Annotated in this window: 21 protein-coding genes; 11 read left to right on the top strand and 10 right to left on the bottom strand. The window is 72.0% G+C overall.

Annotation, left to right across the window (positions count from 1 at the left end; all coding sequences use genetic code 11):
• Nucleotides 1–19: 19 nt before the first annotated feature.
• Complete coding sequence (locus ACFVWU_RS22740; RefSeq protein ID WP_387623850.1) at nt 20–664, bottom strand: GAF domain-containing protein; 645 nt, start codon at nt 662–664, stop codon at nt 20–22.
• Nucleotides 665–818: 154 nt separating this feature from the next.
• Between ACFVWU_RS22740 and ACFVWU_RS22735 the strand changes: the two genes are divergently transcribed.
• A complete protein-coding gene (locus tag ACFVWU_RS22735) occupies nt 819–2,039 on the top strand; it encodes an RNA-guided endonuclease InsQ/TnpB family protein (protein ID WP_387623847.1) in 1,221 nt (406 codons plus the stop codon).
• A gap of 34 nt (nt 2,040–2,073) precedes the next feature.
• Here the strand turns inward: ACFVWU_RS22735 and ACFVWU_RS22730 are convergent, their stop codons facing one another.
• The 5 genes from ACFVWU_RS22730 to ACFVWU_RS22710 form a co-directional block, all read right to left on the bottom strand.
• Nucleotides 2,074–2,943, bottom strand: a complete 870-nt coding sequence (locus tag ACFVWU_RS22730) for a S8 family serine peptidase (RefSeq protein ID WP_387623845.1) — start codon at nt 2,941–2,943, stop codon at nt 2,074–2,076.
• Nucleotides 2,934–5,990: an AAA family ATPase gene (locus ACFVWU_RS22725; protein WP_387623842.1), complete on the bottom strand. Its 3,057-nt coding sequence runs from the start codon at nt 5,988–5,990 to the stop codon at nt 2,934–2,936. The genes ACFVWU_RS22730 and ACFVWU_RS22725 overlap by 10 nt, the downstream gene beginning before the upstream one ends.
• 90 nt (nt 5,991–6,080) lie before the next feature.
• A complete protein-coding gene (locus ACFVWU_RS22720; protein ID WP_387623840.1) occupies nt 6,081–6,272 on the bottom strand; it encodes an aroma-sacti cluster domain-containing protein in 192 nt (63 codons plus the stop codon).
• A 14-nt stretch (nt 6,273–6,286) separates the two neighbouring features.
• A complete protein-coding gene (locus ACFVWU_RS22715; protein WP_387623837.1) occupies nt 6,287–6,544 on the bottom strand; it encodes a LuxR C-terminal-related transcriptional regulator in 258 nt (85 codons plus the stop codon).
• A gap of 13 nt (nt 6,545–6,557) precedes the next feature.
• The gene (locus tag ACFVWU_RS22710; RefSeq protein WP_387623835.1) at nt 6,558–7,703 is read right to left on the bottom strand and encodes a hypothetical protein; all 1,146 of its coding nucleotides are present in this window, start codon (nt 7,701–7,703) and stop codon (nt 6,558–6,560) included.
• A 50-nt stretch (nt 7,704–7,753) separates the two neighbouring features.
• Between ACFVWU_RS22710 and ACFVWU_RS22705 the strand changes: the two genes are divergently transcribed.
• From ACFVWU_RS22705 to ACFVWU_RS22690, 4 genes are read left to right on the top strand one after another with little or no spacing between them, the layout of a single operon-like run.
• A complete protein-coding gene (locus ACFVWU_RS22705; protein ID WP_387623833.1) occupies nt 7,754–8,695 on the top strand; it encodes an ABC transporter ATP-binding protein in 942 nt (313 codons plus the stop codon).
• 4 nt (nt 8,696–8,699) lie between these two features.
• Nucleotides 8,700–9,509: an ABC transporter permease gene (locus ACFVWU_RS22700; RefSeq protein WP_387623831.1), complete on the top strand. Its 810-nt coding sequence runs from the start codon at nt 8,700–8,702 to the stop codon at nt 9,507–9,509.
• Between the two features lie 21 nt (nt 9,510–9,530).
• The gene (locus tag ACFVWU_RS22695; RefSeq protein ID WP_387623828.1) at nt 9,531–10,733 is read left to right on the top strand and encodes a YcaO-like family protein; all 1,203 of its coding nucleotides are present in this window, start codon (nt 9,531–9,533) and stop codon (nt 10,731–10,733) included.
• On the top strand, nt 10,733–12,058 hold the full coding sequence (locus tag ACFVWU_RS22690) for a TfuA-like protein (protein WP_387623826.1): 1,326 nt from the start codon (nt 10,733–10,735) through the stop codon (nt 12,056–12,058). Before ACFVWU_RS22695 ends, ACFVWU_RS22690 begins: the two co-directional genes overlap by 1 nt.
• Before the next feature lie 138 nt (nt 12,059–12,196).
• Here the strand turns inward: ACFVWU_RS22690 and ACFVWU_RS22685 are convergent, their stop codons facing one another.
• The 4 genes from ACFVWU_RS22685 to ACFVWU_RS22670 form a co-directional block, all read right to left on the bottom strand.
• A complete protein-coding gene (locus tag ACFVWU_RS22685; protein ID WP_387623824.1) occupies nt 12,197–13,465 on the bottom strand; it encodes an alpha/beta hydrolase family protein in 1,269 nt (422 codons plus the stop codon).
• A gap of 176 nt (nt 13,466–13,641) precedes the next feature.
• Nucleotides 13,642–14,286, bottom strand: coding sequence for a dihydrofolate reductase family protein (locus ACFVWU_RS22680; RefSeq protein ID WP_387623822.1), 645 nt, complete (start codon nt 14,284–14,286; stop codon nt 13,642–13,644).
• Between the two features lie 212 nt (nt 14,287–14,498).
• A complete protein-coding gene (locus tag ACFVWU_RS22675) occupies nt 14,499–15,896 on the bottom strand; it encodes an NAD(P)/FAD-dependent oxidoreductase (protein WP_387623820.1) in 1,398 nt (465 codons plus the stop codon).
• A 187-nt stretch (nt 15,897–16,083) separates the two neighbouring features.
• Nucleotides 16,084–17,079 carry a LuxR C-terminal-related transcriptional regulator gene (locus ACFVWU_RS22670; RefSeq protein ID WP_387623818.1) on the bottom strand — a complete coding sequence of 332 codons (996 nt, stop codon included), beginning with the start codon at nt 17,077–17,079 and terminating at the stop codon, nt 16,084–16,086.
• A gap of 174 nt (nt 17,080–17,253) precedes the next feature.
• Here ACFVWU_RS22670 and ACFVWU_RS22665 point away from each other — a divergent pair, with 174 nt between their 5' ends.
• The 6 genes from ACFVWU_RS22665 (at nt 17,254) to ACFVWU_RS22640 (ending at nt 21,637) form a co-directional block, all read left to right on the top strand.
• Nucleotides 17,254–17,652, top strand: coding sequence for a hypothetical protein (locus tag ACFVWU_RS22665; RefSeq protein WP_387623815.1), 399 nt, complete (start codon nt 17,254–17,256; stop codon nt 17,650–17,652).
• Between the two features lie 162 nt (nt 17,653–17,814).
• The gene (locus ACFVWU_RS22660; protein ID WP_387623812.1) at nt 17,815–18,000 is read left to right on the top strand and encodes a hypothetical protein; all 186 of its coding nucleotides are present in this window, start codon (nt 17,815–17,817) and stop codon (nt 17,998–18,000) included.
• Between the two features lie 307 nt (nt 18,001–18,307).
• On the top strand, nt 18,308–18,730 hold the full coding sequence (locus tag ACFVWU_RS22655) for a hypothetical protein (RefSeq protein ID WP_387623809.1): 423 nt from the start codon (nt 18,308–18,310) through the stop codon (nt 18,728–18,730).
• 205 nt (nt 18,731–18,935) lie between these two features.
• A complete protein-coding gene (locus ACFVWU_RS22650) occupies nt 18,936–19,322 on the top strand; it encodes a DUF485 domain-containing protein (RefSeq protein ID WP_387623806.1) in 387 nt (128 codons plus the stop codon).
• Nucleotides 19,319–21,046 carry a cation acetate symporter gene (locus ACFVWU_RS22645; RefSeq protein WP_387623804.1) on the top strand — a complete coding sequence of 576 codons (1,728 nt, stop codon included), beginning with the start codon at nt 19,319–19,321 and terminating at the stop codon, nt 21,044–21,046. The genes ACFVWU_RS22650 and ACFVWU_RS22645 overlap by 4 nt, the downstream gene beginning before the upstream one ends.
• Nucleotides 21,047–21,049: 3 nt before the next feature.
• Nucleotides 21,050–21,637 carry a cysteine dioxygenase gene (locus ACFVWU_RS22640; protein WP_387623801.1) on the top strand — a complete coding sequence of 196 codons (588 nt, stop codon included), beginning with the start codon at nt 21,050–21,052 and terminating at the stop codon, nt 21,635–21,637.
• The last annotated feature ends 34 nt before the right edge of the window (nt 21,638–21,671 follow it).

Below are 21,671 nucleotides of genomic sequence, written 5' to 3'. Positions count from 1 at the left end.
GGTGCGTCTCCGCGGGCCGTCACCCCGAGTTCGGCGCCAGCTGGGCCCGCCGGTCCAGCAGCTCCAGGGAGATGCCCAGCAGCGCGGCGGCCAGCGGGTCGGAGGAGTCCATGACGGCGTGGTCCGACAGCCGGGCCACCAGCTCGCCCAGCCGCGGCGCGGCGTCCACCGTCCGCTCGCCGCGCCGGAGCAGGGCGAGGCTCAGGGCGGCCTGGGTGGCGAGCAGGCCCAGCAGCTCGATGTCGTCGAGTTCGCGGCTGGGGTCGTTCGTCGGCCGGACGTGGCGGTCCAGCACCTCGATCACGCCGATGCACTCGCCGTCCGCGATCAGCGGGGCGGCCAGGATGCTGGTGGGGACGTACCCGGTGGAAGCCGCGGCGTCGTGGGCGAACCGGTCGCTGTCGGCCACGTTGTCGGTGATCAGCGGCTGGCCGCTGGCCGCCACCCAGCCCGCGATGCCGGTGCCGGGCTCGAAGCGCTTGCCGACCAGGCCCTGTTCGCCCTCGCCCGCGACCGCCGCGAAGACCAGCTCACCGGTGTCGGGGCTCACCATGAAGACCGAGGACGCGGCGGCGCCGTAGACGTAACGGGCCACCGACACGACCGACTGCAGCAGTTGACGTTCGGTCGCCCCGCTGACGGGATCGGGTGGCAAGGGCTTCATCTGATACCTCCGTGGATACCTCCGGCTTTAGCCGGGGAAGGAAACGGACTTCCCGCGCAGCGGGTCAGGGGCAGCCGAATCGCCGTCAAGGCGGCGTGGTGGGAGCAGAGTTACTTGTCACATACTCACAATCCGGGGTGGTACGGTGTGAGTTATGCAGGCCACTCGCGTGAAGCGGGCATTCAAGTACCGCTTTTACCCGACCGACGCGCAGGCAGCTGAGCTGTTGCGCACGTTCGGGTGCGTGCGGAAGGTCTACAACATGGCGCTCGCGGCGCGTACGGAAGCGTGGGCGTTGCACCAGGAGCGCATCACCTACAACCAGACCTCGGCGATGCTGACGGCCTGGAAGAAGACCGAGGCACTGGCCTTCCTGACCGAGGTGTCCAGCGTCCCGATGCAGCAGTGCCTGCGGCACTTGCAGTGGGCGTTCACCAACTTCTTCGCCAAGCGCGCCAAGTACCCGCGCTTCAAGTCCAAGCACAAGTCGCGCGCTTCGGCCGAGTACACCAGCTCGGCATTCCGCTTCCGTGACGGCGAGCTGACCTTGGCGAAGATGGCTGAGCCGCTGGCTATCGTCTGGTCGCGCCCGCTGCCCGAAGGTGCGGTACCGTCCACGGTGACCGTCAGCCACGACGCAGCGGGTCGCTGGTTCGTCTCGATGTTGTGCGACGACCGGCCGACCATGCCCGAGCCGGTGAATGTGGCGGTCGGGATCGATGTCGGTATCACCAGCCTGGTGACGCTCTCCACCGGCGAGAAGATCGCCAACCCGAGGCATGAGCGCAAGGACCGGGAACACCTCGTCAAGGCTCAGCGGGAGCTGTCTCGTAAGGCCAAGGGAAGCAACAACCGAGCGAAGGCCCGCATCAAGGTCGCGAAGATCCATGCCCGGATCACCGACCGGCGCAGTGACTTCCTGCACAAGCTCACCACTCGACTCGTGCGCGAAAACCAAACGCTCGTGATCGAGGACCTGACCGTGCGCAACATGGTCGGGAACCACACGCTCGCCCGAGCCATCTCGGACGCGAGCTGGACCGAGATGCGGTCCATGCTGGAGTACAAGGCCGACTGGTACGGGCGGGATCTGGTGGTCGTGGACCGCTGGTTCCCCTCGTCTAAGCTGTGCTCGGCCTGCGGCAGCCTGCGAAGGAAGATGCCGCTCAACGTCCGCGAGTGGACGTGCGACTGCGGGGCGACTCACGACCGGGACGTGAACGCAGCTATCAACATCCTGGCCGCCGGGCTGGCGGTTACAGCCTGTGGAGACGGTGTAAGACCTCAACGGAGCACTCCGGGCGGGCGGTCGTCGGTGAAGCAGGAAGTCGTCCCACCGCCGCGCTCACGCGCAGCGGCTCAGCCGCGAGGCTGAGGGGAATCCCCGTCCCTTTAGGACGGGGAGGAAGTCAATCTCCGCCTCCTGGGGCCGATAGGTTTGCGGCGCAGTGGTACAGCACGGTCTTGAGTTGGAACGGCGTGAGCCAGGGGTGTTTGCTCAGTACGAGGGCCGCGATCCCGGCGATGTGCGGCGCGGCGAAGCTGTTGCCGGTACTGCGGACGGTGCCGCCGCCCGGCCGTGCCACCGGGACGCGCACCCCTCGGGCGCGGAACTCCACCGGCGGCGCGGAGTTGTAGTAGAACCGCATGCTGTCCGGCTCGGCATGGCTGGCGACCGAGATCACCGAGGCGAAGTTCCACGGGAAGCTCTCGATCGGCAGGTTGTGCGCCGCCGCCACGATCGTCGTGCGGCGGAAGTAGGCGCGGTCGCACAGTTCGCTGAGTCGGCCGCGGAACTCCAGCCTGCTCGTCGACAGGCTCATGCTGATCACGTCGAACCCCTCCTCGATCGCGAAGGCGAGCCCGGCGACCAGCGCGGCGGCGCTGCCGGACCTCCCGTCGCCGAGGACCTTCAGCGAACTGAGCGAGACCCGCGGCGCGATCGCGCGGATGATCCCCGCGCACGCGGTGCCGTGCCCGGCGTCGTCGTTCGGCTCGCACTCGGCCACCCGCGGCGCCCGGCCCTCGGCCGTCACCACCTGCCACGCCCGCTCGACCGACCCGACCAGCGGATGGGTGGCGTCCACTCCGCTGTCCAGCACGCAGACCCGGACGCCCTCACCGCTCGCGCCCGCCCAGGCCCACCGGGAGTCGATCCCGTCGAACAGGCTGGTCGGCAGGGGCTCGCCGAGGTCACCGTCGGACGGCATGCTCCAGGCGGGCATGCCGGAGAAGTGCCGCGGCCGTTCACGCCGCCAGGGCGCGCCGTTCACATCCATGCCCGCACCGTTTCCAGAGGTTGGGTCGCACCGACGGCGGTGTAACTGTCGACGGCCGCCACGGCCATGGCGCGGGCCCCGGCGTCGTCGCCGAGCAGCCGGGCCGCGCGGGCCAGGTCGAAGCAGACCTCGCCGCGCAGGCACGGGTCGTCGACGCCGTCGAGCAGGGCCGGGACCTCGGCGAGCAGCGGATCGGCGCGGCCGCGCCCGGCGGCGATCAGCACCGCCGCCGAGAGGCACAGGATCCGCCCCCGGACGTCCATCTCCTCGCGCCGGTCGAGGAGTTCGGCGATCCGATCGCCGGCCTCGTCCAGGCGGCCCCGCCGGGCGCACTCACGGGCCGCCTGCACCCGCATGCCCAGTGGGACCGACACGTAGCCGGCCGCCTCCAGGGCCTCGGCCGCGTGGCGGAAGTGCCGTTCGGCCCGGGCGTGGTCACCGCGCAGCGAACAGGCCAGCCCGGTCACCTGGTCGACCAGGACGCCTCCCATGGTCAGCCGGAGCTGGTCGACGACGGACCCGGCCTCGGCCAGCGCCACGCGGGCGCCGGCGTCGTCGCCGGTCAGCGCCAGGCAACGGGCCCGCGCGGCCAGCGCGGGCAGGAGCAGGAACCGGTCGGCGGCGAAGCGCTCCACGAGCTCGGCGCAGCCCGCCAGTTTGCTGGGCACCGGGGTCGGCGACCACTGCCGGACCTCGCACAGGGCGACCAGGAGCCGGTCCTCCTCGTACGCGTCACCGGCGGCCCGGGCGTGCTCCAGCGCGGCGCTCGCCGCCTTCTCGGCGGCCCCGAACCGGCCGCGTGCCAGGTGGAGCAGCATCCGCAGTTGCTCGAACCGGCACCAGGCGAACCGGTCGGCTGTGTCGCCGGGGGCGTCCGTGGCGTCGGGGTCGTTCGTGCCGTCGGTGTCGCCGGGGGCACCTGTGTCGCCTGTGTAGCCGTCGAGTTCGGCCCGCAGCTCCTCGACGGCCACCTCGGTGACCGTGCCCAGGCGCGCCGCCAGCAGGGAACGCTGCACCAGGTAGAGCCGTCGCCCGGGGTCGTCGGGACCGTGCCGCAGGCCGTCCGCGACCACCTCCACCGCGCGCCCGGAGTGCCCCGCGAGCATCAGGGCGTCGCTGAGACGGATCGCCGCGACCTGCCGCCACCGGCCCGGCCCCCGTCCCGCCAGCACCAGCGCGCGCTCCAGCAGTTCGATCGCGCTCGGCAGGTCACGCTGCCGCAGCGCCGCCGTCCCCTCGGCGAGCAGCGCCTCGGCCGCCCGCCGGGCCAGTTGCGGCAGCTCCGAGTCGTCCGGGCGCAGCCCGCCGAGCAGGTGTGCGGCGGCCTCGAAGTGGAAGCCGGGGCTGAAGCCGCGCTCGGCCAGGCGCCGGTGCCACGCGATGCGCTGCTGCTTCTCCAGCCGTCCGTACGCCACTTCGTGGACCGGCTGCTGGATGAAGCGGTAGCCGCCCTCGTCCGCGGTGGCGCGGAACAGCTGCTGCCGCGCCAGTGCGTCGGCGGTCGCGGCCGGCGCCGTCTCGTCCGGCGTCGTCCCCTCCGGTACCGTTCCCTCCAGCGCCGTCTCGTCCAGCAGGGCGAGTTGCTCCAGGGTGAACGTGGGACCGATCACCGCGGCCGCGCCCAGCAGCCGCCGGGCGGGCGGTGGGAGCCGGTCGATCATCGCGCCCACCATGGCGGTGATGGTCGGCGGCACCTCGTCCACCGTCCGGCCGGTGCCCAGCCACTCCACCATCAGCCGGATGAACCGCGGATTGCCCGCGCTGTACAGGGCGACCCGGTCGGCCAGGCCGAGGTCGTGCGGCTGCACCTCACCGGGGCCGCGGCCCGAGGCCAGCGAGGCCACCAGCCGGGCGCTGTCGGCCGGGTCCAGCGCGCCGAGGTCGATCACCTCGTCGCCGTCGAGCCGGGGCCCGTCCGGCCCGTCGAACTCCGGCCGGGCCACGCAGAGCGTCAGCAGCGGGATGTCCCGCAGGGCGCCGGTCAGTTCGGCGATGAACTGCAGGAACGAGGGCCCCGCCCACTCCAGGTCGTCCCACACCACGACGAGCGGGCGGGTGGCCGCGGCGGCGGCGAGCAGCTCGCGCGCGGCCCAGGACACCTCCTCCACCCCCGGGCCCGGTCCGGCGGTGGCGGGGCGGGCGGGCGAGGTCTCGCGCAGGCCGGCGAGCACCCCGGCGACGCGCTGGTCGGTCCGCAGCAACTCGGCGCAGGCGGGTACCTGTCGCTCCAACCCGTCCAGGACGTCGACGAGGGCCGCGTACGTGCCCTTCGCCCCGTAGGACGGACAGTTGCCGAACACGGCGACCGGCCCGGCTCCGGCCGCGACGAGCCCCTCGACGGTCTCCCTGACCAGGCGCGTCTTGCCGATGCCGGCCGGCCCCAGCACCGACACCACCGCCGGTCTCCGGTCCCCGGCCACCCGGTGGTAGATCCGGCGCAGCCGACGGCGTTCGGTGCGGCGGTCCACCATGCGCGGCTCGTCGCCGATCCCGTCGACGGCGGCCTCGCCGGTCACGCACAGCGCGGCGACGGGTTCGGCCTTGCCCTTCAGCGTCAACGGCGGTACCGGGTCCATCGCGTAGTGCGGGCCCGCCAGTTGGGCGACGGTCTCGTTGACGATGATCTCGCCGGCGACCGCCGAGGACTGCAGGCGCGCGGCGAGGTTGACCACGTCGCCGACGATCCGCAGGCCGGCCCGGGCCGAGCGCGTCACCAGGGCCTCACCGGCGGCGATTCCGCAGTGGATCTCCACCGGTACGACGTCGGCGGCCGGTGCGCGCAGCCGGCCGACCCCGGTGCGGATCAGCACGGCCGTGCGCAGCGCCCGCAGCGCGTCGTCCTCCCGCGAGGTGTCCGCGCCGAAGACCGCCATGACGGCGTCGCCGATGAACTTCTCCACCGTTCCGCCGTGTTCCTCCACCGTGGTGCAGCAGATCTCGTAGTACTGCTCGAGGAGCTGCTGCAACGGCTCCGGATCGACGTGCTCGGCGAGCCGGGTCCAGCCGACGAGGTCGAGGAAGAGCACGACCACCAACCTGCGACTCATGCGTGGTCCTCCGCCAGGGCTCGGTCGTGGTGCGAGGTCGGCGATGCGGGTCGATGCGGGTCGTGGACAGGGGATCGTCGTGGACGGGGGTCAGAGCAGCTTCAGGTCGTGGGCCCACACCTCGGCGTCCGGCTCGGCCTCCGCCAGGGCGAGCCGGCGTTGGACCGATGCGACGACGGCCGTCTCCTCCTCGGTCAGTCCGGCCAGCACCTCGCGCTGCGCGGCGCTCAACTGGTCGACCGGGAGCCCCGCTTCGCGCAGGCTGGTCAGCGGATCGAACATGGCACCCATCCCCTTCACACATCCCTTTCACGAGGGCCGCACGGCGGCGGCCAGATGCCGATCGGCAGCAGTCGGTGGACGTAGCAGTAGGCCACCAGCTCCGCCCGGTTGCGGCAGTTGAACCGCCCGAGCAGGACGCTGATCTCCTCACCCACGGTGTGCCTGCTCAGCCGCAGCTCGCGGGCCACGCGGTCGGTTGTGTGCCCCCGCGCCAGCATGGCCACCAGCAGCAGGTCCCGGGCGGAGACCTCGACACCCTGTATCGCCGTCATCGGTGCGGTCTCCTCACGACGTCCGTAGGAACAACTCGCGGACCATCACGGCGGCCATGAACGAGACGCCGTGCCAACGCGCCCTGCGTTCGAACCAGAGCCAGTCGCCGTCCGGATTGGCCTCCAGGAACACCGGCTCCCCGGTGTCGGGGACGAGCAGGTCGAACGCCCCGTAGCGCAGGTTCCACGCGGCGCACAGGGCGCGCACCGCGTCGGCGGCGGCCGGCGGGCACGAGACCCGGCGCACCGTGACGCTGCCGGGGTCCGTCATCAGGCTCGACGGATCCGGCTTGTCGACCTCGAAAGCGCAGATCCCGCCGCCGAGGTGGTACACCCGCAGCTCCCGGGCGCCGCCCAGGTACTCCTGGACGACGACCGGATGACCGACGTCCGGATGACCGACGAGCGGATCGTCGGCGACCGGATGACTCCCCGGCACCGGGTCCGGACCGATGACCGACGGCAGCCACCTCGACCAGTTCCGCCGATCCGGCTCGAACAACCGGAAGTCCTGGGTCTTGACGATCACACGCGGCGTGCCCAGCCCGCGCGTGCCCGTCGGGACGTGGTTGGTGACGACCGTGCGGGGAGTCCGCACGCCCAGCCGCCGGGCCTGCGCCAGCTGACCCGGCCCGACGAGGGTGCTGCCGGGCAGGGCGGTGGTCGCCGTCGACGCCACCTGCTGGAGGAACCCGGACCAGGCCGCCGCCTGCAGCGGCGTCACCGAGCCCGCCGGCTCGGCCTGCGCCACGAGCGCGCAGGCCGCCGCGTGACGGACCCAGACGACCGCCGGCCTGACCCGCTGACCGGCGACGTCCAGCAGGCCGGTGTCCACGTCGAGCGCCATGGGCGTCGAGTGGAGGTCGGCCTGCCGGATCAGTATCGTCGGCGTTTTCAGCGGCCCCGTCAATATCTCGCGCACGATCTCCAATTCGCGGCCGCCCGCGCAATTCACCAGCACCACGGCGGCCTTTCCGTCGTGGTTCCCCGCATGTCCTGAACGGCTCACGCCAGGAATGCTAGCCACTCGGCTCGGGCGCGCCGCGGCAGATCGGCGGCAGCTCCAAGGCAGCTTCCGCAGCGGCCGGTTGCGTGCGCTCCGATCGGCGTAGGGTCCACCGGGAACACCTCGGCCGACCCGCTCGAAAGAGATCGACAAGAGATCCGGAAGAGATCGAGCGCGATGTGAGGAATGCGAAGGGAGGGATCGTGGCGAATGCTGTGGTGCACGCCGAAGAACTGACCAAGCGTTACCGGGGGAAAACGACACCGGCCGTCGACGGTATATCGTTCGACATCGCCGAGGGCGAGACCATCGGGCTGCTGGGCCCCAACGGTGCCGGAAAGACGACCCTGATGAAGATGATCTGCGGCGTCACCCCTCCCACCACCGGGAAGATCCGGGTCTTCGGCGCGGACCCGACCCGCGACCCGGTCGCCGCCAAGAGCGGCATCGGCGCGATGCACCAGTCCACCCCGTACGACGAGATGCTCTCGGCGCTGGACAACCTGCAGATCGCCGCCCGCTTCCGGGGCCTGTCCTGGCGCGCCGCCCGGCCCTGGGCGCTGGAGGTGGCCGAGTTCCTCGGTCTGAAGGACGCGCTCTCGCAGCTCGTCTTCCAGCTGTCCGGCGGCCAGCGCCAACGCCTGCAACTCGTACGGGCGTTGCTGACCATCCCGGCACTCCTGATCCTCGACGAGCCCTCCGCCGGGCTGGACGTGGCCGGCCGGCACCAGATCGAGCGCTTCGTGCGGTGGCTGCGCGAGGAGAACGGCATGACCGTGATCTGGACCAGCCACATCATCGAGGAGCTGGAGCGCAACGCCCAGCGCGTCCTGGTCGTCAACCGGGGCAAGGTCGTCCGCTTCGCCGAACCGAGCGAGCTCGTCCGGGAGTTCGGCGCCGCGCACGTGCTGGTGAAGGTGGACGACGCGGTCGGCGCGAAGGTCGTCAAGGAGTGGGCCGACGCGGCCGGGCTCACCGCCGCCGTCGACGACACCGAGGTGCGCATCGAGAACGCGCAGGTCCGGGACGTGCTGCCGCCACTGTCCAGACACTGCCAGGACTCCGGAGTGGCCGTCTCGGGAGTCTCCACCGTCACAGACTCACTGGAGCAGGTGTTCCTGCGCATGACCGGGAGCGAGGGCTGACACCGTGACCGTGCCCGTATTCGAGAACACCGCACCGGTCGCGACGAGGAGGACGGCCGACTTCACCGCGGTGTTCTACCGCGAGTACGCGCTCCTCGCCCGCAACCGGGTGAACCTCGTCCTCGGCCTGACCCCGATGCTCGTCTACCTGCTGCTGGTCAACACCTCGCTCGGCAACGTCGTCGGGGACATCACCTACCGCGGCGACCGGCTCCCGTTCTCGGTCTTCCTCCTGCCCATGGTGCTCGCGATGTCGGTGGTCAGCGCCTCCGGGACGACCGGCATGGCGATGTTCCAGGAGGAGATGAGCGGCGTGTCGACCCAGCTGTGGAGCTGGCCGCTGCGCCGGTCGCGCTTCCTGGCCGGCAAACTGCTCGCCGGGGTCACGCTGGTGCTGGCGCAGAGCCTGCTGGCCCTGGTCGTCGCCGCGATCCTCTTCGACTACCCGTTCGGCGTCGCTCAGTGGACCTGGCTGCTGGTGGCGCTGGTGCTGTCCTCGGTGGCCTTCAACGGGCTCTACCTGGCGGCGGCGATCCTGATCAGCGACTACCGCACCTTCATGGTGCTCACCAGCGTGTCCGTCCCGGTCCTGGTGTTCTCCGCCCCGTCGCTGTCCACCACGCAGCAGCTCCCCGTGGTGCTCCGCTGGATCTCCACGGTGAACCCGGTGACGTACTCGGTCAACGGGATGCGCGACGCCGCGATCTTCGGCTTCGGGAAGGCCTGGCCCGCACTGGTGGTGCTGGCCGCCGTCGCCCTCGTCGCCAACGCCGTCGCCGGCCGGGCGCTGCTGCGCCGTACCCAGAACCTCTGACCCGCAGGGAGTCCCATCACCGTGCAGAACGACGACGCAGCCGCCGCCATCGCGCGGACCGACGACCCGTCCCCGTACTGGGCGGCCTCGCAGCAGGACCGGGCGGTACTCAGGCTGCCGGGGACGAACCGGGCCCGGCCTCCGGAGGCCACGTGGGAGATGGCACGCCGGGCGGCGGAGCAGGTGGGCGTCACCCGGATCGCCGACATCACCCGGCTCGACACCATCGGCATCCCGACCTTCCAGGCCATCCGGCCGCTGTCCCGCACCCTCGCCGTGTCCCAGGGCAAAGGGGTGACGGCCGAGCTGGCTCGGCTGTCGGCGGTGATGGAGTCCGTCGAGACCTGGCACGTCGAGCAGCCCGTGGACTCCGTCCTGACGGCCGCTCCCCGTGACGTCGGCAGGGAACTGGGCTACGACGTCGCCGCGCTGGCGCCCTCGGACCCGAGCGTGCTGCACGACGGCCTGCCCCTGGAGTGGACGGCGGCCAGATCGCTGGTCGACGGCGTGCCCACCCTCGTCCCCGTGGACGTCGTGCGGCTCACCCTGGTGGAGCACGCGGGCTGGAACCCGCCCGCCTTCTTCGAGTCGACCAACGGCCTGGCCAGCGGGAACACCCTGGTGGAGGCAGCGCTCCACGCGCTCTGCGAGGTGATCGAGCGGGACGCGATGACGGCGGCCGTGAAGGCGGGCGGCGAGTTGGGCGTGCGCGTCGACCCGAGGACGTCCGGGTCGGCGGTGGCCGAGGAACTGTGCACGCTGATCGAACGCGCCGGCGTCACCCTGGAGGTCCGCCTGGTGCCGTCGCCCACCGGCCTGCCCTGCTTCCTCTCCTGGGTGGCCTGCCACGACTACCCGGCCGCGATGTTCGGCTTCGGCTGCCACGTCAACCCCTCGATCGCGCTGACCCGCGCCGTCACCGAAGCGGCGCAGGCCCGGCTCGCGTACATCTCCGGAGCCAGGGACGACCTCCAGGACGACTTCGACCAGGTGGACGTCGGCCGGCTGAGCCGCGACCGGGGCCCGGCCGCCGACCTCGGCGACCTGATCGACCAGCCCGTGGAGCGCGACGGCCTGGTCGACGACCTCCGGTACGTCGTCCAGCGGGCGGCCGAAGCCTTCTCCAACCCGCCCCTCCTGGTCGACCTGACCCGGGAGGAGATCGGGGTCCCCGTCGTCAAGGTCGTGGCGCCCGGAAGCCGCGTCTGTCCGGAGGTGTTGTAGTGAGCGCATCCAGGGTGGTGGTCTACACCGGGCCGACGCTGTCTGCGGCCGAGGTCCACGCGGTGCTCCCGGACGCCGAGGTGCGCCCGCCCGCCGGGCGCGGCGACCTCCTCGCGGACCACTGGAGCCCGGGCGACGTCGCCGTCATCATCGACGGCTACTTCCGCGAACGCCGGTCCGTCGGCCACAAGGAGATCCTCCAGGTGATCACCGAGGGCGCCCACGTCCTCGGCGCCGCGAGCATGGGCGCGCTGCGGGCCGCCGAACTTGCCCCGTGCGGCATGCGGGGCATCGGCACCGTCTACGAGATGTACGCCTCCGGCGAGATCGACGGGGACGACGAGGTGGGCGTCCTGCACGGGCCCGCCGCGGTCGGGTACCCGGCGCAGACCGTGGCGCTGGTGAACCTCCGCCACGGCTGCCGGGAGGGCGCCGAGACGGACCTCGTTCCCGAGGCGGCCGGGCGGCGGATCGTGGCGGCCGCCAAGGCCCTGCCGTTCACCCACCGGGGCTGGAAGGACCTCGAACGGGCTGTGGGGGAGGAGGACCACGACGCGCTGTGGACGCTGGAGGAGATGATCGGCTCGGGCGTCTGGGACCTCAAACGCAATGACGCGGTGTCGGCACTGCGCGCCATCCGCAGCGGTGGCACCACGGCACCCGGCCCGGCCGCCACGGAGGTGCCCGTCACCGGGATCAGCCGCACCCAGGCCCTGGCCCGCCGGACCCGGCGCGAGCACGCCCCCGGCCGGTGGATGTCCGACCTCGACGTCCTGGACGCGGTCCGGCTGTTCGAGGACGACTACCCGGGGCTGCACGAGGAGGTCCTCAGCGCTCTGCTCGACGACCTCGCCCACGCCGAGGGCACGACCACCGAGGCCTACGCGCGGGCCCGGCTGGGACTCGACGACCACGCGCCGCTGCCACCGGCGCTCACCCGCTGGTTCACGGAATCGGAAGCGGACGGGCTCACCGCCGCGGACCGGAACCGGCTCCTCATGGTGCGGGTCTGGCCGGTGTGGCAGTCGGTCGACTGGCGGCCGACGGCCCTGGCCCGGCTGCGCGCGGACGAACGCTGGGACGAATGGTGCGACCTGGTCGCCCGCGCGGACGCGGCCGCCGAGGAGGCCCGCCACCGCCTCGTCGTCCCGCCGCCGGCGATGTGCGCCAGGCTCTTCCTGCGCCACTGGCGCCGGCCCGGCACCTCGCCGGAGGTCGAAACGGCCCGCCGGGGCTTCTCCGGCCCGGACGAACTCGGCCACGCGGTCCGGCGGTTCTTCGCGTACGACGTCCGCCGCGCCCGGGAGAAGGCCGCCACGCGCTGAACGGGCGCTCGTCCGGGCCCGTCGGACAACCGGTCCGGCTCCACGAGCGTTGCGGAAGCCGGACCGGCGAACCGGGAGATCTCCGGGTCCGCCGGACCGGCCCCCGTCACGCGTGTCACACACGGCTCCGGTTGCGCGTCACCGCTCGTAGACCATCTCGGGGAAGCTCGGCGACGGGCCGTCCAGGAGATGGTCGTCGTGGCCGCGCAGCCAGCGGTCGAGGAACGACGCGACGTAGCTGCGGGTGGCCAGCTCGGCGCGGTCGGGCCGGACGTCGCCGACGTCCTCGGCCAGCCTCTCCGGGCTGATCGCGCCCTGCCGGGCCAGCTGGGGCAGCAGGGACTGGGCGTCGGTGTAGGAGCCATGGCGGGAGCCGGTGAGGGTCACGTCGGCGTGCCAGCCGGTGCTGTGCTGCCACAGGGCGTCCCAGCCGGGCTGCCGGTGGTAGCTGCCGGAGTCGGACTCCTGGGTGCCCATGAGCAGGAAGGGCCGGGTCAGGCCGTCCTCGGCGACGGTGGTCAGGGGAGGGTGGACCCCGGTGCCGAAGTGCAGCTGGCCGTCGAGGTTGACGCCGGCCTTGAGGCGCGGATCGTCGTGCATGGTCTGCAGGGCCGTGGAGCCGCCCCCGGAGTGGCCGACCATGCCGATCCGGTCGAGGTCGAGGGAGGCGGCGAGGCCGGCCGGCAGCTGCGCGTCGTGGCGCAGCCCGGCGAGTTGGTCCAGGACGAAGCGGGTGTCGTCGACCCGGGTCTGCAGCATCTTGCGCAGGAGGGCGTCCATGTCGAGGCCGGGCTGGGCAAACAGCGCGGGGAGGACGGAGGCGGCGAGGTCCCCGTCGGGGAATGCGACCTCGGAGGCGTCGTAGGTGTGGTCGACGGTGACGACGACGTAGCCGCGCGAGGCGAGGTCCTCCACCAGGGCGGTGCCCCAGGTGCGCGGGTCGCCGAAGCCCGCCGAGTACAGCACGACGGGTCGTTTGCCGCCGGGCAGGGCGGGCGCGTCGGTGCGGGCGTGAGTGCGGATGCCTGCCCAGTCGGTGCGGCCGGGCTCGAAGTGGTTCTGGCTCTGGGTGACGCCGTCGGCGCTGCCGAAGTGGTCGGCTGCGGCGGGGAGCATGTACGGCGCGCGGTCGTTGCCGGTGGCGGGCCGGGTGGTCGGGTACCAGAAGCTGATCATCAGCTTGCGGTGCTGCCCGGGCTTCCACGGGTCGTCCCGGCGGTCGTCGGTGAGCTGCAGGGACGTCGTGCCGACCGGGTACGGCCCGGTGGGCTGCGGCAGCCAGGCCCTGGCCTGCTGCTCGGTGCCCCGCCCCGGCGCCGCCACCGCGTCGCCCGGTGCGCCGACCACGCCCAACGTCGCCGTCGCCGCCAGCAGCACCGCCGCCACGGCCCGTCCTCGCCTGCTCATCGCCGTTCCCCCTCGTTCGCTTCCGTGTTCGCCTTCAACACGGGCGACGGTACGGGCAGGGAGGGGCTGAAACCGTCATACCGGGGTGCCAAGTCCCGCTGTAGTACCCCGGTATGACGGTGTCCGGCGCTACAGGTACATCGGAGTGCCGGCCGGGCAGGTGCATGACGGATGGTTCAGCCGTCGCTTCCGGTACCGCGGTCGGGTGCGGTCATGTCGCCCGTCGCGGGCGTGCCGTCGGCGATCCCGTAGCGCAGGTACACGGTGCCCTTCGGGCCGGCAGCCGGGGGCTGGAGGAGGGCGAGGCTGGTGGGCACGGCGCCGCTGTCGAACACCTTCTTCCCGACGCCGAGCACGATCGGGTGCAGCCAGAGGTCGAGGCGGTCGAAGAGCCTCTCGCGCAGGAGGGTCTGTACGAGGTTCAGGCTTCCGACGACCTTCACGTGCTCGTGCCGGTCACGGATCTCGCGCACCGCGGCGGCCAGGTCCGGGCCGAGCTGCGTGGATCCGGCCCAGGAGAGGTCGGGCCTGCCGCGGGAGGCCACGTACTTCGGGACGCGGTTGAAGAGGGTGGCGATCGCGTTGTCCTGGCCGCCTTCCTGGTGCGGCCAGTAGGCGCCGAAGATGTCGTACGTGCGTCGGCCGAGCAGGAGGGCGTCCGTGTCCTCGTACGCGGCGGCGACCTGCGCCCCGGCGACCTCGTCCACCAGGGGCGCCTGCCAGCCGCCGAACGGGAACCCCACCGGGTCCTCGTCGGGGCCGCCGGGCGCCTGCCCGACGAGGTCGAGGGTCGCGAACAGCTCGATGTGGATGAGGCCCATGGCGTACTCCCGTGAGTCGGTTGTCTCCGTCAAGGGATAGACCCGCGCGCGCCCGGAAACTCATCGCCACGACGGAACCGGCCTCGACCCGATCGGGCGGAACGACCACGAGGCCCTCCGCGCCGTGTGGCCGCCCCTTCGGGCATGGGACGGCCGCCGGGCCTGCGGGATGGCGAACCCTTCCACGCGGTGACCTGTGACGGGGCTGGGCGTCAACTGTCGAAGCCCAGGCCGAAGCGGTCGAGCGTGCGCAGCCACAGGTTGCGCCGCCCGGCGTCGGCGTCGGCGCGGGTGAGGGCCCATTGGGTGATGCCGATGCCGATCGAGCGGGCGGGCTCGGGTGGGAAGGGCAGCGGCTTGCGGCGGACCAGTTCCAGGGCGGTGCGCTCGGTGCGGGCGCCGTTCAGGAGGTCGAGCACGACCTCGGCGCCGAAGCGGGTGGCGCCGACGCCCAGGCCGGTGAATCCGGCGGCGTAGGCGACCCGGCCGTCGTGGGAGAGGTCGAAGAAGGCGCTGAACCGGGTACAGGTGTCGATCGCGCCGCCCCAGGCGTGGCTGAACCGCACACCCTCCAGCTGGGGGAAGGTCCGGAAGAAGTGCCGGGCGAGGGTGGCGAAGGTCTCCGGACGCTGGTCGCGTTCCGCCCGTACCCGGCTGCGGTACTGGTGGACGACGTCGTAGCCGCCGAACAGGATGCGGTTGTCGGCGGAGAGCCGGACGTAGTGGAAGTGGTTGGCGCTGTCGGCGAAGCCCTGGCGGTTGCGCCAGCCGACGGAGGCGAGCTGTTCCTCCGTCAGCGGCTCGGTCATCAGCGCGTAGTCGTAGACCGGCACGGTGTAGGGGCGGTGGCGGCGCAGCAGGGAGGGGAACGCGTTGGTGGCGAGCGCGACCCGGCGCGCGCCGATCCGGCCGTACGGCGTGCGGACGGTGATGCCGTGCGGGGAGGAGGTCAGGCCGGTTGCCCGGGTGTGCTCGTGGATCCGCACGCCCTGGTCGAGGCAGGCCCGCTTGAGGCCCCAGGCGAGGCGGGCGGGGTTGAGCATGGCGACGCCTTCTCGGTCCCAGAGGGCGCCGAGGAAGGTGGGGGAGTCGATCTCGGCGCGGGCGGCCTCGCGGTCGAGGAAGTCGAGGCGGCTTCCGTGGCGGGCGGCGAGGTCGGCGAACTCGTGCAGGCCGTCGACCTGGTAGCTCTCGGTGGCGACGACGAGGGAGCCGGTGCGCTCCCAGTCGCAGTCGATGCCGTAACGCTTGACGGTGTCCTCCATGGCCTGGAGGTTGGCGGCGCCGAGTCGCTCCAGGGTGGCGAGTTCGCCGGGCCAGCGCTGATGCCCGTTGGCGAGGCCGTGGGTGAGGCTGGCCTCGCAGAATCCGCCGTTGCGACCGGAGGCGGCCCAGCCGATCTCCTGTGCCTCGACGAGGACGACGTCGAGCGAGGGGTCGCGCTCCTTGGCGATGAGCGCGGTCCACAGCCCGCTGTAGCCGCCGCCCACGACGAGCAGGTCGCAGCGGAGGTCCCCGACCACCGCGGACGCGGCCGCGGGTCGACCGGGGTCGTCGAGCCAGAACGGGACGGGCTGGGCGTCCTGGAGTGCGCGGACGGGGTCGGCCATGGCGGGTGGCTCTCCTTGGGTGCGGGGAGGGGCGGGGCCTCCGGATGCCCCATCCGACCGTGGGTCCAGCGTCAACGTCAATGGTGTTGACATAAGACTCGGGCGGGGACGGGCCGGTCGGGTCCGCGCGCGTCCCTCCTCGGGGCCGAGCGGGCCGGGCTCCCGCGGCATCGCCGCGGGCCGTCCACTACCGGCTGGCGGGGAGCCAGCCGTCCTGAACGGCGTGGACGCCCGCTTGGAAGCGGCTGCGGGCGTCCAGCCGGTCCAGCAGGTCGGCGGCGATGCGGCGGGCGGTTCGCGGGGAGACGCCGAGTCGTTTGGCGATCGACTCGTCGGTGTGTCCGTGTGTCAGCAGTTCCAGTGCGGCCCGCTCCTGGGGGGTCATCTGATCGGGCGGGACGGCGGACGGGGCGCCGAGCGGAGTCGCGTCGGTCCAGATGCTTTCGAACAGCGCGCTCAAGGCGGTGACGGTGCCGGCGCCGGTCAGGACGACGGCGCCGGCGCGGGCGTCGTCGGTGTCCAGGGGCAGGACCGCGTGAGTGCGGTCCGCGATGATCATGCGGATGGGAAGGGTGGGGACGGTGCGGACCTGCCCGCCCAGTTCGCCGAGCCACGCGACGTGGTCGACGGTGGGCTGGTGGTTGCGGATGCTGTCGAGGTAGACCGTCCGCATCCGCACTTTGCGTTGCAGCAGGCGGGCGTTGGGTTCGCGACTGGCGTGCAGGTCGTCCTCGGTGTGGGCGCCGCCGGGGGCGAAGGTGCTGATCTCGTGCCTGACCCCGTCGGCCAGGCGGGCGAGACGCTCGCGGATCGCGTCCGCGCCGACCAGTTGCTCGACGTGGTTGCCCGCCGGGGCGGGCCGCAGCGCCGAGCACTCCGCGATCAGCTGGGCGGCTGCCGCGCGCGAGGCCTCGATGCGCACCTGGTGGGCGGCCAGTTCGGCCTGCTGGCGCGCGAGGAGGAGCTCCATCGCGCTCTCCGGCCCGATCGCGCGGAACCCCGCGCCCTCGGTCTGCGAGGGATGGATCAGAGCCATCGCGCTGAGCCGGTCGAGGGCGGCGCGGGTGTCCGGGTCGGTCAGGCCCGTGCGGGCGACGAAGTCGGCGACCGTGCCCTCCGGGCAGGCGAGCATGGCTCGGTAGACGCGTTCCGCGTCGACGTCCAGGCCCAGGACCTCCAGCACGGACTCCCCTTCCGTCGGGATGGCGATCGGATACTTGCTGACCGTGTGTACGGCTTGTGGGCACGGAGTGTATGGGATTGACGCGGGCGCGTCAGCTGGACGGTTCATGCGGTGTCATAAACCGGTCATCGCGGCTCGGTGGTGATACTCACACGGCCCTTTGACGATCGGGACATGTATCTCATCCACGCACGCCTGGGCCCGGCCGACGGTGCGCTGCTGCCGCCCGACGCCGCCCGTGTGTTCGCGTCCTTCGCCCGCCCCGCCGAGCGGGTCGAGCACGTCGTCGTCCATCGCGACCACGTGTCGGGCCCGGTGGTCGGCCTGTTCGTGGCCGCGGCCAGCCTGGCCGAAGCCGAGCTCAGCGCCTCGGAGGTCTGCCGGCGGGCCGTCGCCGAGCACCCCGCGCTACGAGGGGTCAGCATCGTGGGATGCGGCGCGGTGCTCGTGCCCGGCCCCTGGGGCCGGGAGTGGACGAGCCCCGCCCCCGATCCGCCGGGCTTCGCCGACCCTCCTGGCCCACTTATGCCACTGCATAGTCCGTCCAGCCCGAACCCGTTCCACCCGTCCTGAGGATCCGCCACAGTCATGGCAACGGCGGAAGCGGCAGGGAAGAACCCTCCGGGAAACCGGGGAGGCCCGGGAAAGGAAACAACCGGAATTCCTGCCGCGGCCGCCGGACCGGCTCACGAAACGGGCGCCGGGAGACAGCAGCCGTACTGCCAGGAGGAAACGATGACGGTCACGAAAGTCGCCTCGACCACCGCTGCGCTCGCCTTCGCAGTCGATGGTGGAGCCGTTGCCGTGGCCTGGCAGGACACCAACCACCGCGTCGGCGCGGCTGTCGCCGACGCGGCCCCGTTCGGCGGCGCGGCCCCTGCCGCGCCCCCGTCGCCGGGCGACGTGACCTGGGGCGGCTGAAAGCGCGCCGCAGCCCCTTCGCGCACAAGGACGCGCGACGTACGGGTGGGCACGGCTGCGGCCCCTCTGCCCGGATTCAGGAAACGGGCCGACCGAAATCCATCCCTTACATCGGAATCGCACCGGAATCACACCGGAATTCCCGGACAAGGAGTCTCTTCGTATGACGCGATCCACGTCGACCACTCGCAATCGACGCCGTCTCCGGAGCGGTCTCGCCGCCGCCGGAATCGCCGCCGCCCTTCTCACGGTGATACCTGCGGCATCGGCCTCGGCCGCCCCGCAGGCCCAGTCCAAGGTGATGATCATGAGTGGCACGTACGCCGGCTACGCGCTGTGCGCCAGCCCCACCGACCAATGGGTCTGGCTGAAGAAGGTCGACACCGCCAACCCGGACCGGTACTGCCTGTGGAAGCAGATCGGCCCCTCCACCCAGTTCACCCTGTACAACCCCGAGAAGGACCAGATCATGGCCTACGCCGGCGGCAACGAGGGCGTCGTGGTGATGGAGGACTCCGGGACCTCGAGCCTGGGGCCGAACGGCGAGCTGTGGTCATGGGGCGGACGGGAGAGCTGGGGGGCGTACGCACTGCAGTCCTTCTGGGACAGCGGGCAGAACGTCGACGCGAAGGACGGCTTCGAAAGCCCCCGCACCGACCCGGTCCACACCCGCGGCTGGCGCCACGGTCACCAGCGTGAACTGACCTGGAACGCCGTCACCCCCGGCTGACGACCCGTCGGGTCCAGGACCGGTTCGAGCCGGGCGCCACGCCCGGCCCGAACCGGTCCCGAGTCCTGGACGGAGCGGATCCACGGCTGACGAGAGTCCGTTGAGCGGGCCGGTACCGTCGCCGACCGCGCGTTGACCGCTTGTCTACCGGGCACTCCTACGGTCGGGGCCATCGGCAAGTTCCGCACCGCTCAGAAGGATTCCCATGATCGACCCGGCCGCGTCGTCGCGCGGTGACACACCCTGGATCGGCGACGATCCGCGATTCACCGAGTTGCGCGCCGCCTACCGCAGGTTCGTGTTCCCGGTGACGGCGGCGTTCCTGCTCTGGTTCCTGGCGTACGTCCTCTGCTCCGCCTATGCCCGCGGCTTCATGGCGACCAAGGTCGTCGGTAGCGTCAACGTGGCCCTGGTCTTCGGACTGCTGCAGTTCGTCTCGACCTTCGGCATCGCCCTGGCCTACGGCCGGTTCGCCGCTCGGCGGCTGGACCCGCTGGCCGAGGCCCTGCGAAGCGCGGCGGCGTCCCATCCGATCGCCCCGGCCCCGGTCGGTCACGGCGGCGACCAGGAACTGACGGAGAATCAGGCATGACACATCACCTTCCGCTCGCCGCGGCAGCGGCGCAGTCGACATCGAACAAGGGCCTGACCGTCGGCCTGTTCGTCGCCCTGGTGGCGGTGACGCTCGTCATCACCCTCTGGGCACGGCGGAGCACCCGGGGCACCGGCGGCTTCTACACCGGCGGCGGCCAGTTCTCCGCGCTGCAGAACGGGATCGCGATCTCGGGCGACTACCTGTCCGCGGCCTCCTTCCTCGGCATCGCCGGGATCATCGCGCTCTCCGGGTACGACGGCTTCCTCTACTCGATCGGCTTCCTGGTCGCCTGGCTGGTCGCGCTGCTGATGGTCGCCGAACTGCTGCGCAACACCGGGCGGTTCACCATGGCCGACGTGCTGGCCGCGCGGCTGCGCAGCGGGCCGATGCGGACCGCCGCGGGCGTGTCGACCATCGTGGTGTCGATCTTCTACCTGATCGCGCAGATGGTCGGCGCGGCGACGATCGTGGGGCAGCTGCTCGACGTCAAGGGCGCCTCCGCGCAGATCTGGACCATCATCGGGGTGGGCGCCCTGATGATCGTCTACGTCGTGGTCGGCGGGATGAAGGGCACCACCTGGGTGCAGATCGTCAAGGCGGTGCTGCTGATCGCCGGCGCGGCCACGATGACCCTGTGGGTGCTGGCGAAGTACGGGTTCGACATCAGTCACCTGCTCGGGGACGCCGCCTCGGCGTCCAAGAAGGGCGACGCCTTCCTGCAGCCCGGCCTGAAGTACGGGGCCACCGACGGCTGGTCGAAGCTCGACCTGGTCAGCCTCGGCGTCGCGCTGGTGCTGGGCACCGCGGCGCTGCCGCACGTGCTGGTCCGCTTCTACACCGTCCCGACCGGCCGCGACGCGCGCAAGTCCGTGAACTGGGCGATCGGCATCATCGGGGTCTTCTACCTGATGACCCTGGTGCTCGGCTTCGGCGCGGCCGCGCTGGTCGGCACGGCGACGATCAAGGAGAAGGACCCGTCCGGCAACACCGCCGCCACCCTGCTGGCCGAGCACCTCGGCGGTGGCGCGGGCACCACCGGCGGCTCCCTGATGCTCGCCTTCGTCGCGGCGGTGGCGTTCGCCACCATCCTCGCGGTCGTCGCCGGGCTCACCCTGACCTCGTCGTCGTCGTTCGCCCATGACCTGTACGCCAGCGTCATCCGCAAGGGCAGGGCCACGGAGCGGCAGGAGCTGGTCACGGCGAAGATCGCCGCCGTGGTCATCGGCGCGGTCGCGGTCGCCCTGTCGATCTTCGCCAGGGACCTCAACGTGGCGTTCCTGGTGGCCCTGGCCTTCGCCATCGCGGCCTCGGCCAACCTGCCGGCGATCCTGCTGACCCTGTTCTGGAAGCGCTTCACCACCTTCGGCGCCAAGTGCGGCATCTACGCGGGCCTGGTCAGCTCGATCGGCCTGGTCCTGCTCTCCCCGATCTGCTGGGGCGGTGCGAGCAGCACGGTCCACGCCGTGAAGCTGACGGCCGCCCAGGCGAAGGACTGCGGGGTGAAGGCGTCCGACAACCAGGTCGGCAACGCCACGGCGCTGATCTCCTGCACCACCACCGCACCGATCCCGCTGCAGAACCCCGGGGTCGTCTCGATCCCGATCGGGTTCGCGGCCGCGGTCCTCGGTTCCCTGGTCGGCGGCCGCCGCCGGGACGAGGACGCGGAGGGGCGCGGCTTCGCCGAGCTCGAGGTCCGCGCGCTCACCGGGGTGGGGCGGTAGAGCGTGGAACCGGGATCCAACCTCGACGAGTTCCTCTCCGACCTCGCGCGCTACGCCGCCGCGGACGTCCTGACCGCCCAGCTCACCGCGGACACCCTGCGCAAGTACCTGCGCGCCGGGCTGATCGTCCCCGAGGACCTGTGCGCCGGTGACACCGACGGCTACTCGCAGCGGCTGCTGCATGCCGGACGGACGCACTCCGTGGTGGCCCTGACCTGGCTGCCCGGGCAGTCCACCCCGATCCACGACCACATCGCCTGGTGCGTGGCCGGTGTGGTGGAGGGCATCGAGGTGGACGAGGCGTACCGGCTGTGGCGGCTGCCCCGCTCCGGTCGCCGAGTGCTGGTGCCGTCCGGCCGGACCACCTGCTCTCCCGGCCGGGTGCAGCTCCTGGTGCCGCCGGACGAGGACATCCACCGGGTGTCCAACGGCGGCACCGGACGCGCGGTCTCCCTGCACGTCTACGGCGCCGACATCTCGCTGAACGGGGGCAGCTCGATCAACCGGGTCTTCGGACAGGAGATCGTGGACCTCCCACCGGACGGGGCCCGCCTGGTGAGCTGGCGGACACCGTCCGACCTCGTGCCCTGACCGACCCGCCACGACCTGACGGGCCGTCCGCTCC

This window comes from Kitasatospora sp. NPDC058190 (assembly GCF_042883685.1).
In the GTDB taxonomy this organism is placed as follows: domain Bacteria; phylum Actinomycetota; class Actinomycetes; order Streptomycetales; family Streptomycetaceae; genus Kitasatospora.
Note: the sequence above shows the minus strand (reverse complement) of the source record. Positions and strands in the feature narration are given on the sequence as shown.

Coding starts and splice junctions, on each gene's coding strand:
- ACFVWU_RS22740 (WP_387623850.1), bottom strand. CDS start 664: ATGAAGCCCTTGCCACCCGATCCCGTCAGCGGGGCGACCGAACGTCAA.
- ACFVWU_RS22735 (WP_387623847.1), top strand. CDS start 819: ATGCAGGCCACTCGCGTGAAGCGGGCATTCAAGTACCGCTTTTACCCG.
- ACFVWU_RS22730 (WP_387623845.1), bottom strand. CDS start 2,943: ATGGATGTGAACGGCGCGCCCTGGCGGCGTGAACGGCCGCGGCACTTC.
- ACFVWU_RS22725 (WP_387623842.1), bottom strand. CDS start 5,990: ATGAGTCGCAGGTTGGTGGTCGTGCTCTTCCTCGACCTCGTCGGCTGG.
- ACFVWU_RS22720 (WP_387623840.1), bottom strand. CDS start 6,272: ATGTTCGATCCGCTGACCAGCCTGCGCGAAGCGGGGCTCCCGGTCGAC.
- ACFVWU_RS22715 (WP_387623837.1), bottom strand. CDS start 6,544: ATGACGGCGATACAGGGTGTCGAGGTCTCCGCCCGGGACCTGCTGCTG.
- ACFVWU_RS22685 (WP_387623824.1), bottom strand. CDS start 13,465: ATGAGCAGGCGAGGACGGGCCGTGGCGGCGGTGCTGCTGGCGGCGACG.
- ACFVWU_RS22680 (WP_387623822.1), bottom strand. CDS start 14,286: ATGGGCCTCATCCACATCGAGCTGTTCGCGACCCTCGACCTCGTCGGG.
- ACFVWU_RS22675 (WP_387623820.1), bottom strand. CDS start 15,896: ATGGCCGACCCCGTCCGCGCACTCCAGGACGCCCAGCCCGTCCCGTTC.
- ACFVWU_RS22665 (WP_387623815.1), top strand. CDS start 17,254: ATGTATCTCATCCACGCACGCCTGGGCCCGGCCGACGGTGCGCTGCTG.
- ACFVWU_RS22660 (WP_387623812.1), top strand. CDS start 17,815: ATGACGGTCACGAAAGTCGCCTCGACCACCGCTGCGCTCGCCTTCGCA.
- ACFVWU_RS22655 (WP_387623809.1), top strand. CDS start 18,308: ATGAGTGGCACGTACGCCGGCTACGCGCTGTGCGCCAGCCCCACCGAC.
- ACFVWU_RS22650 (WP_387623806.1), top strand. CDS start 18,936: ATGATCGACCCGGCCGCGTCGTCGCGCGGTGACACACCCTGGATCGGC.
- ACFVWU_RS22645 (WP_387623804.1), top strand. CDS start 19,319: ATGACACATCACCTTCCGCTCGCCGCGGCAGCGGCGCAGTCGACATCG.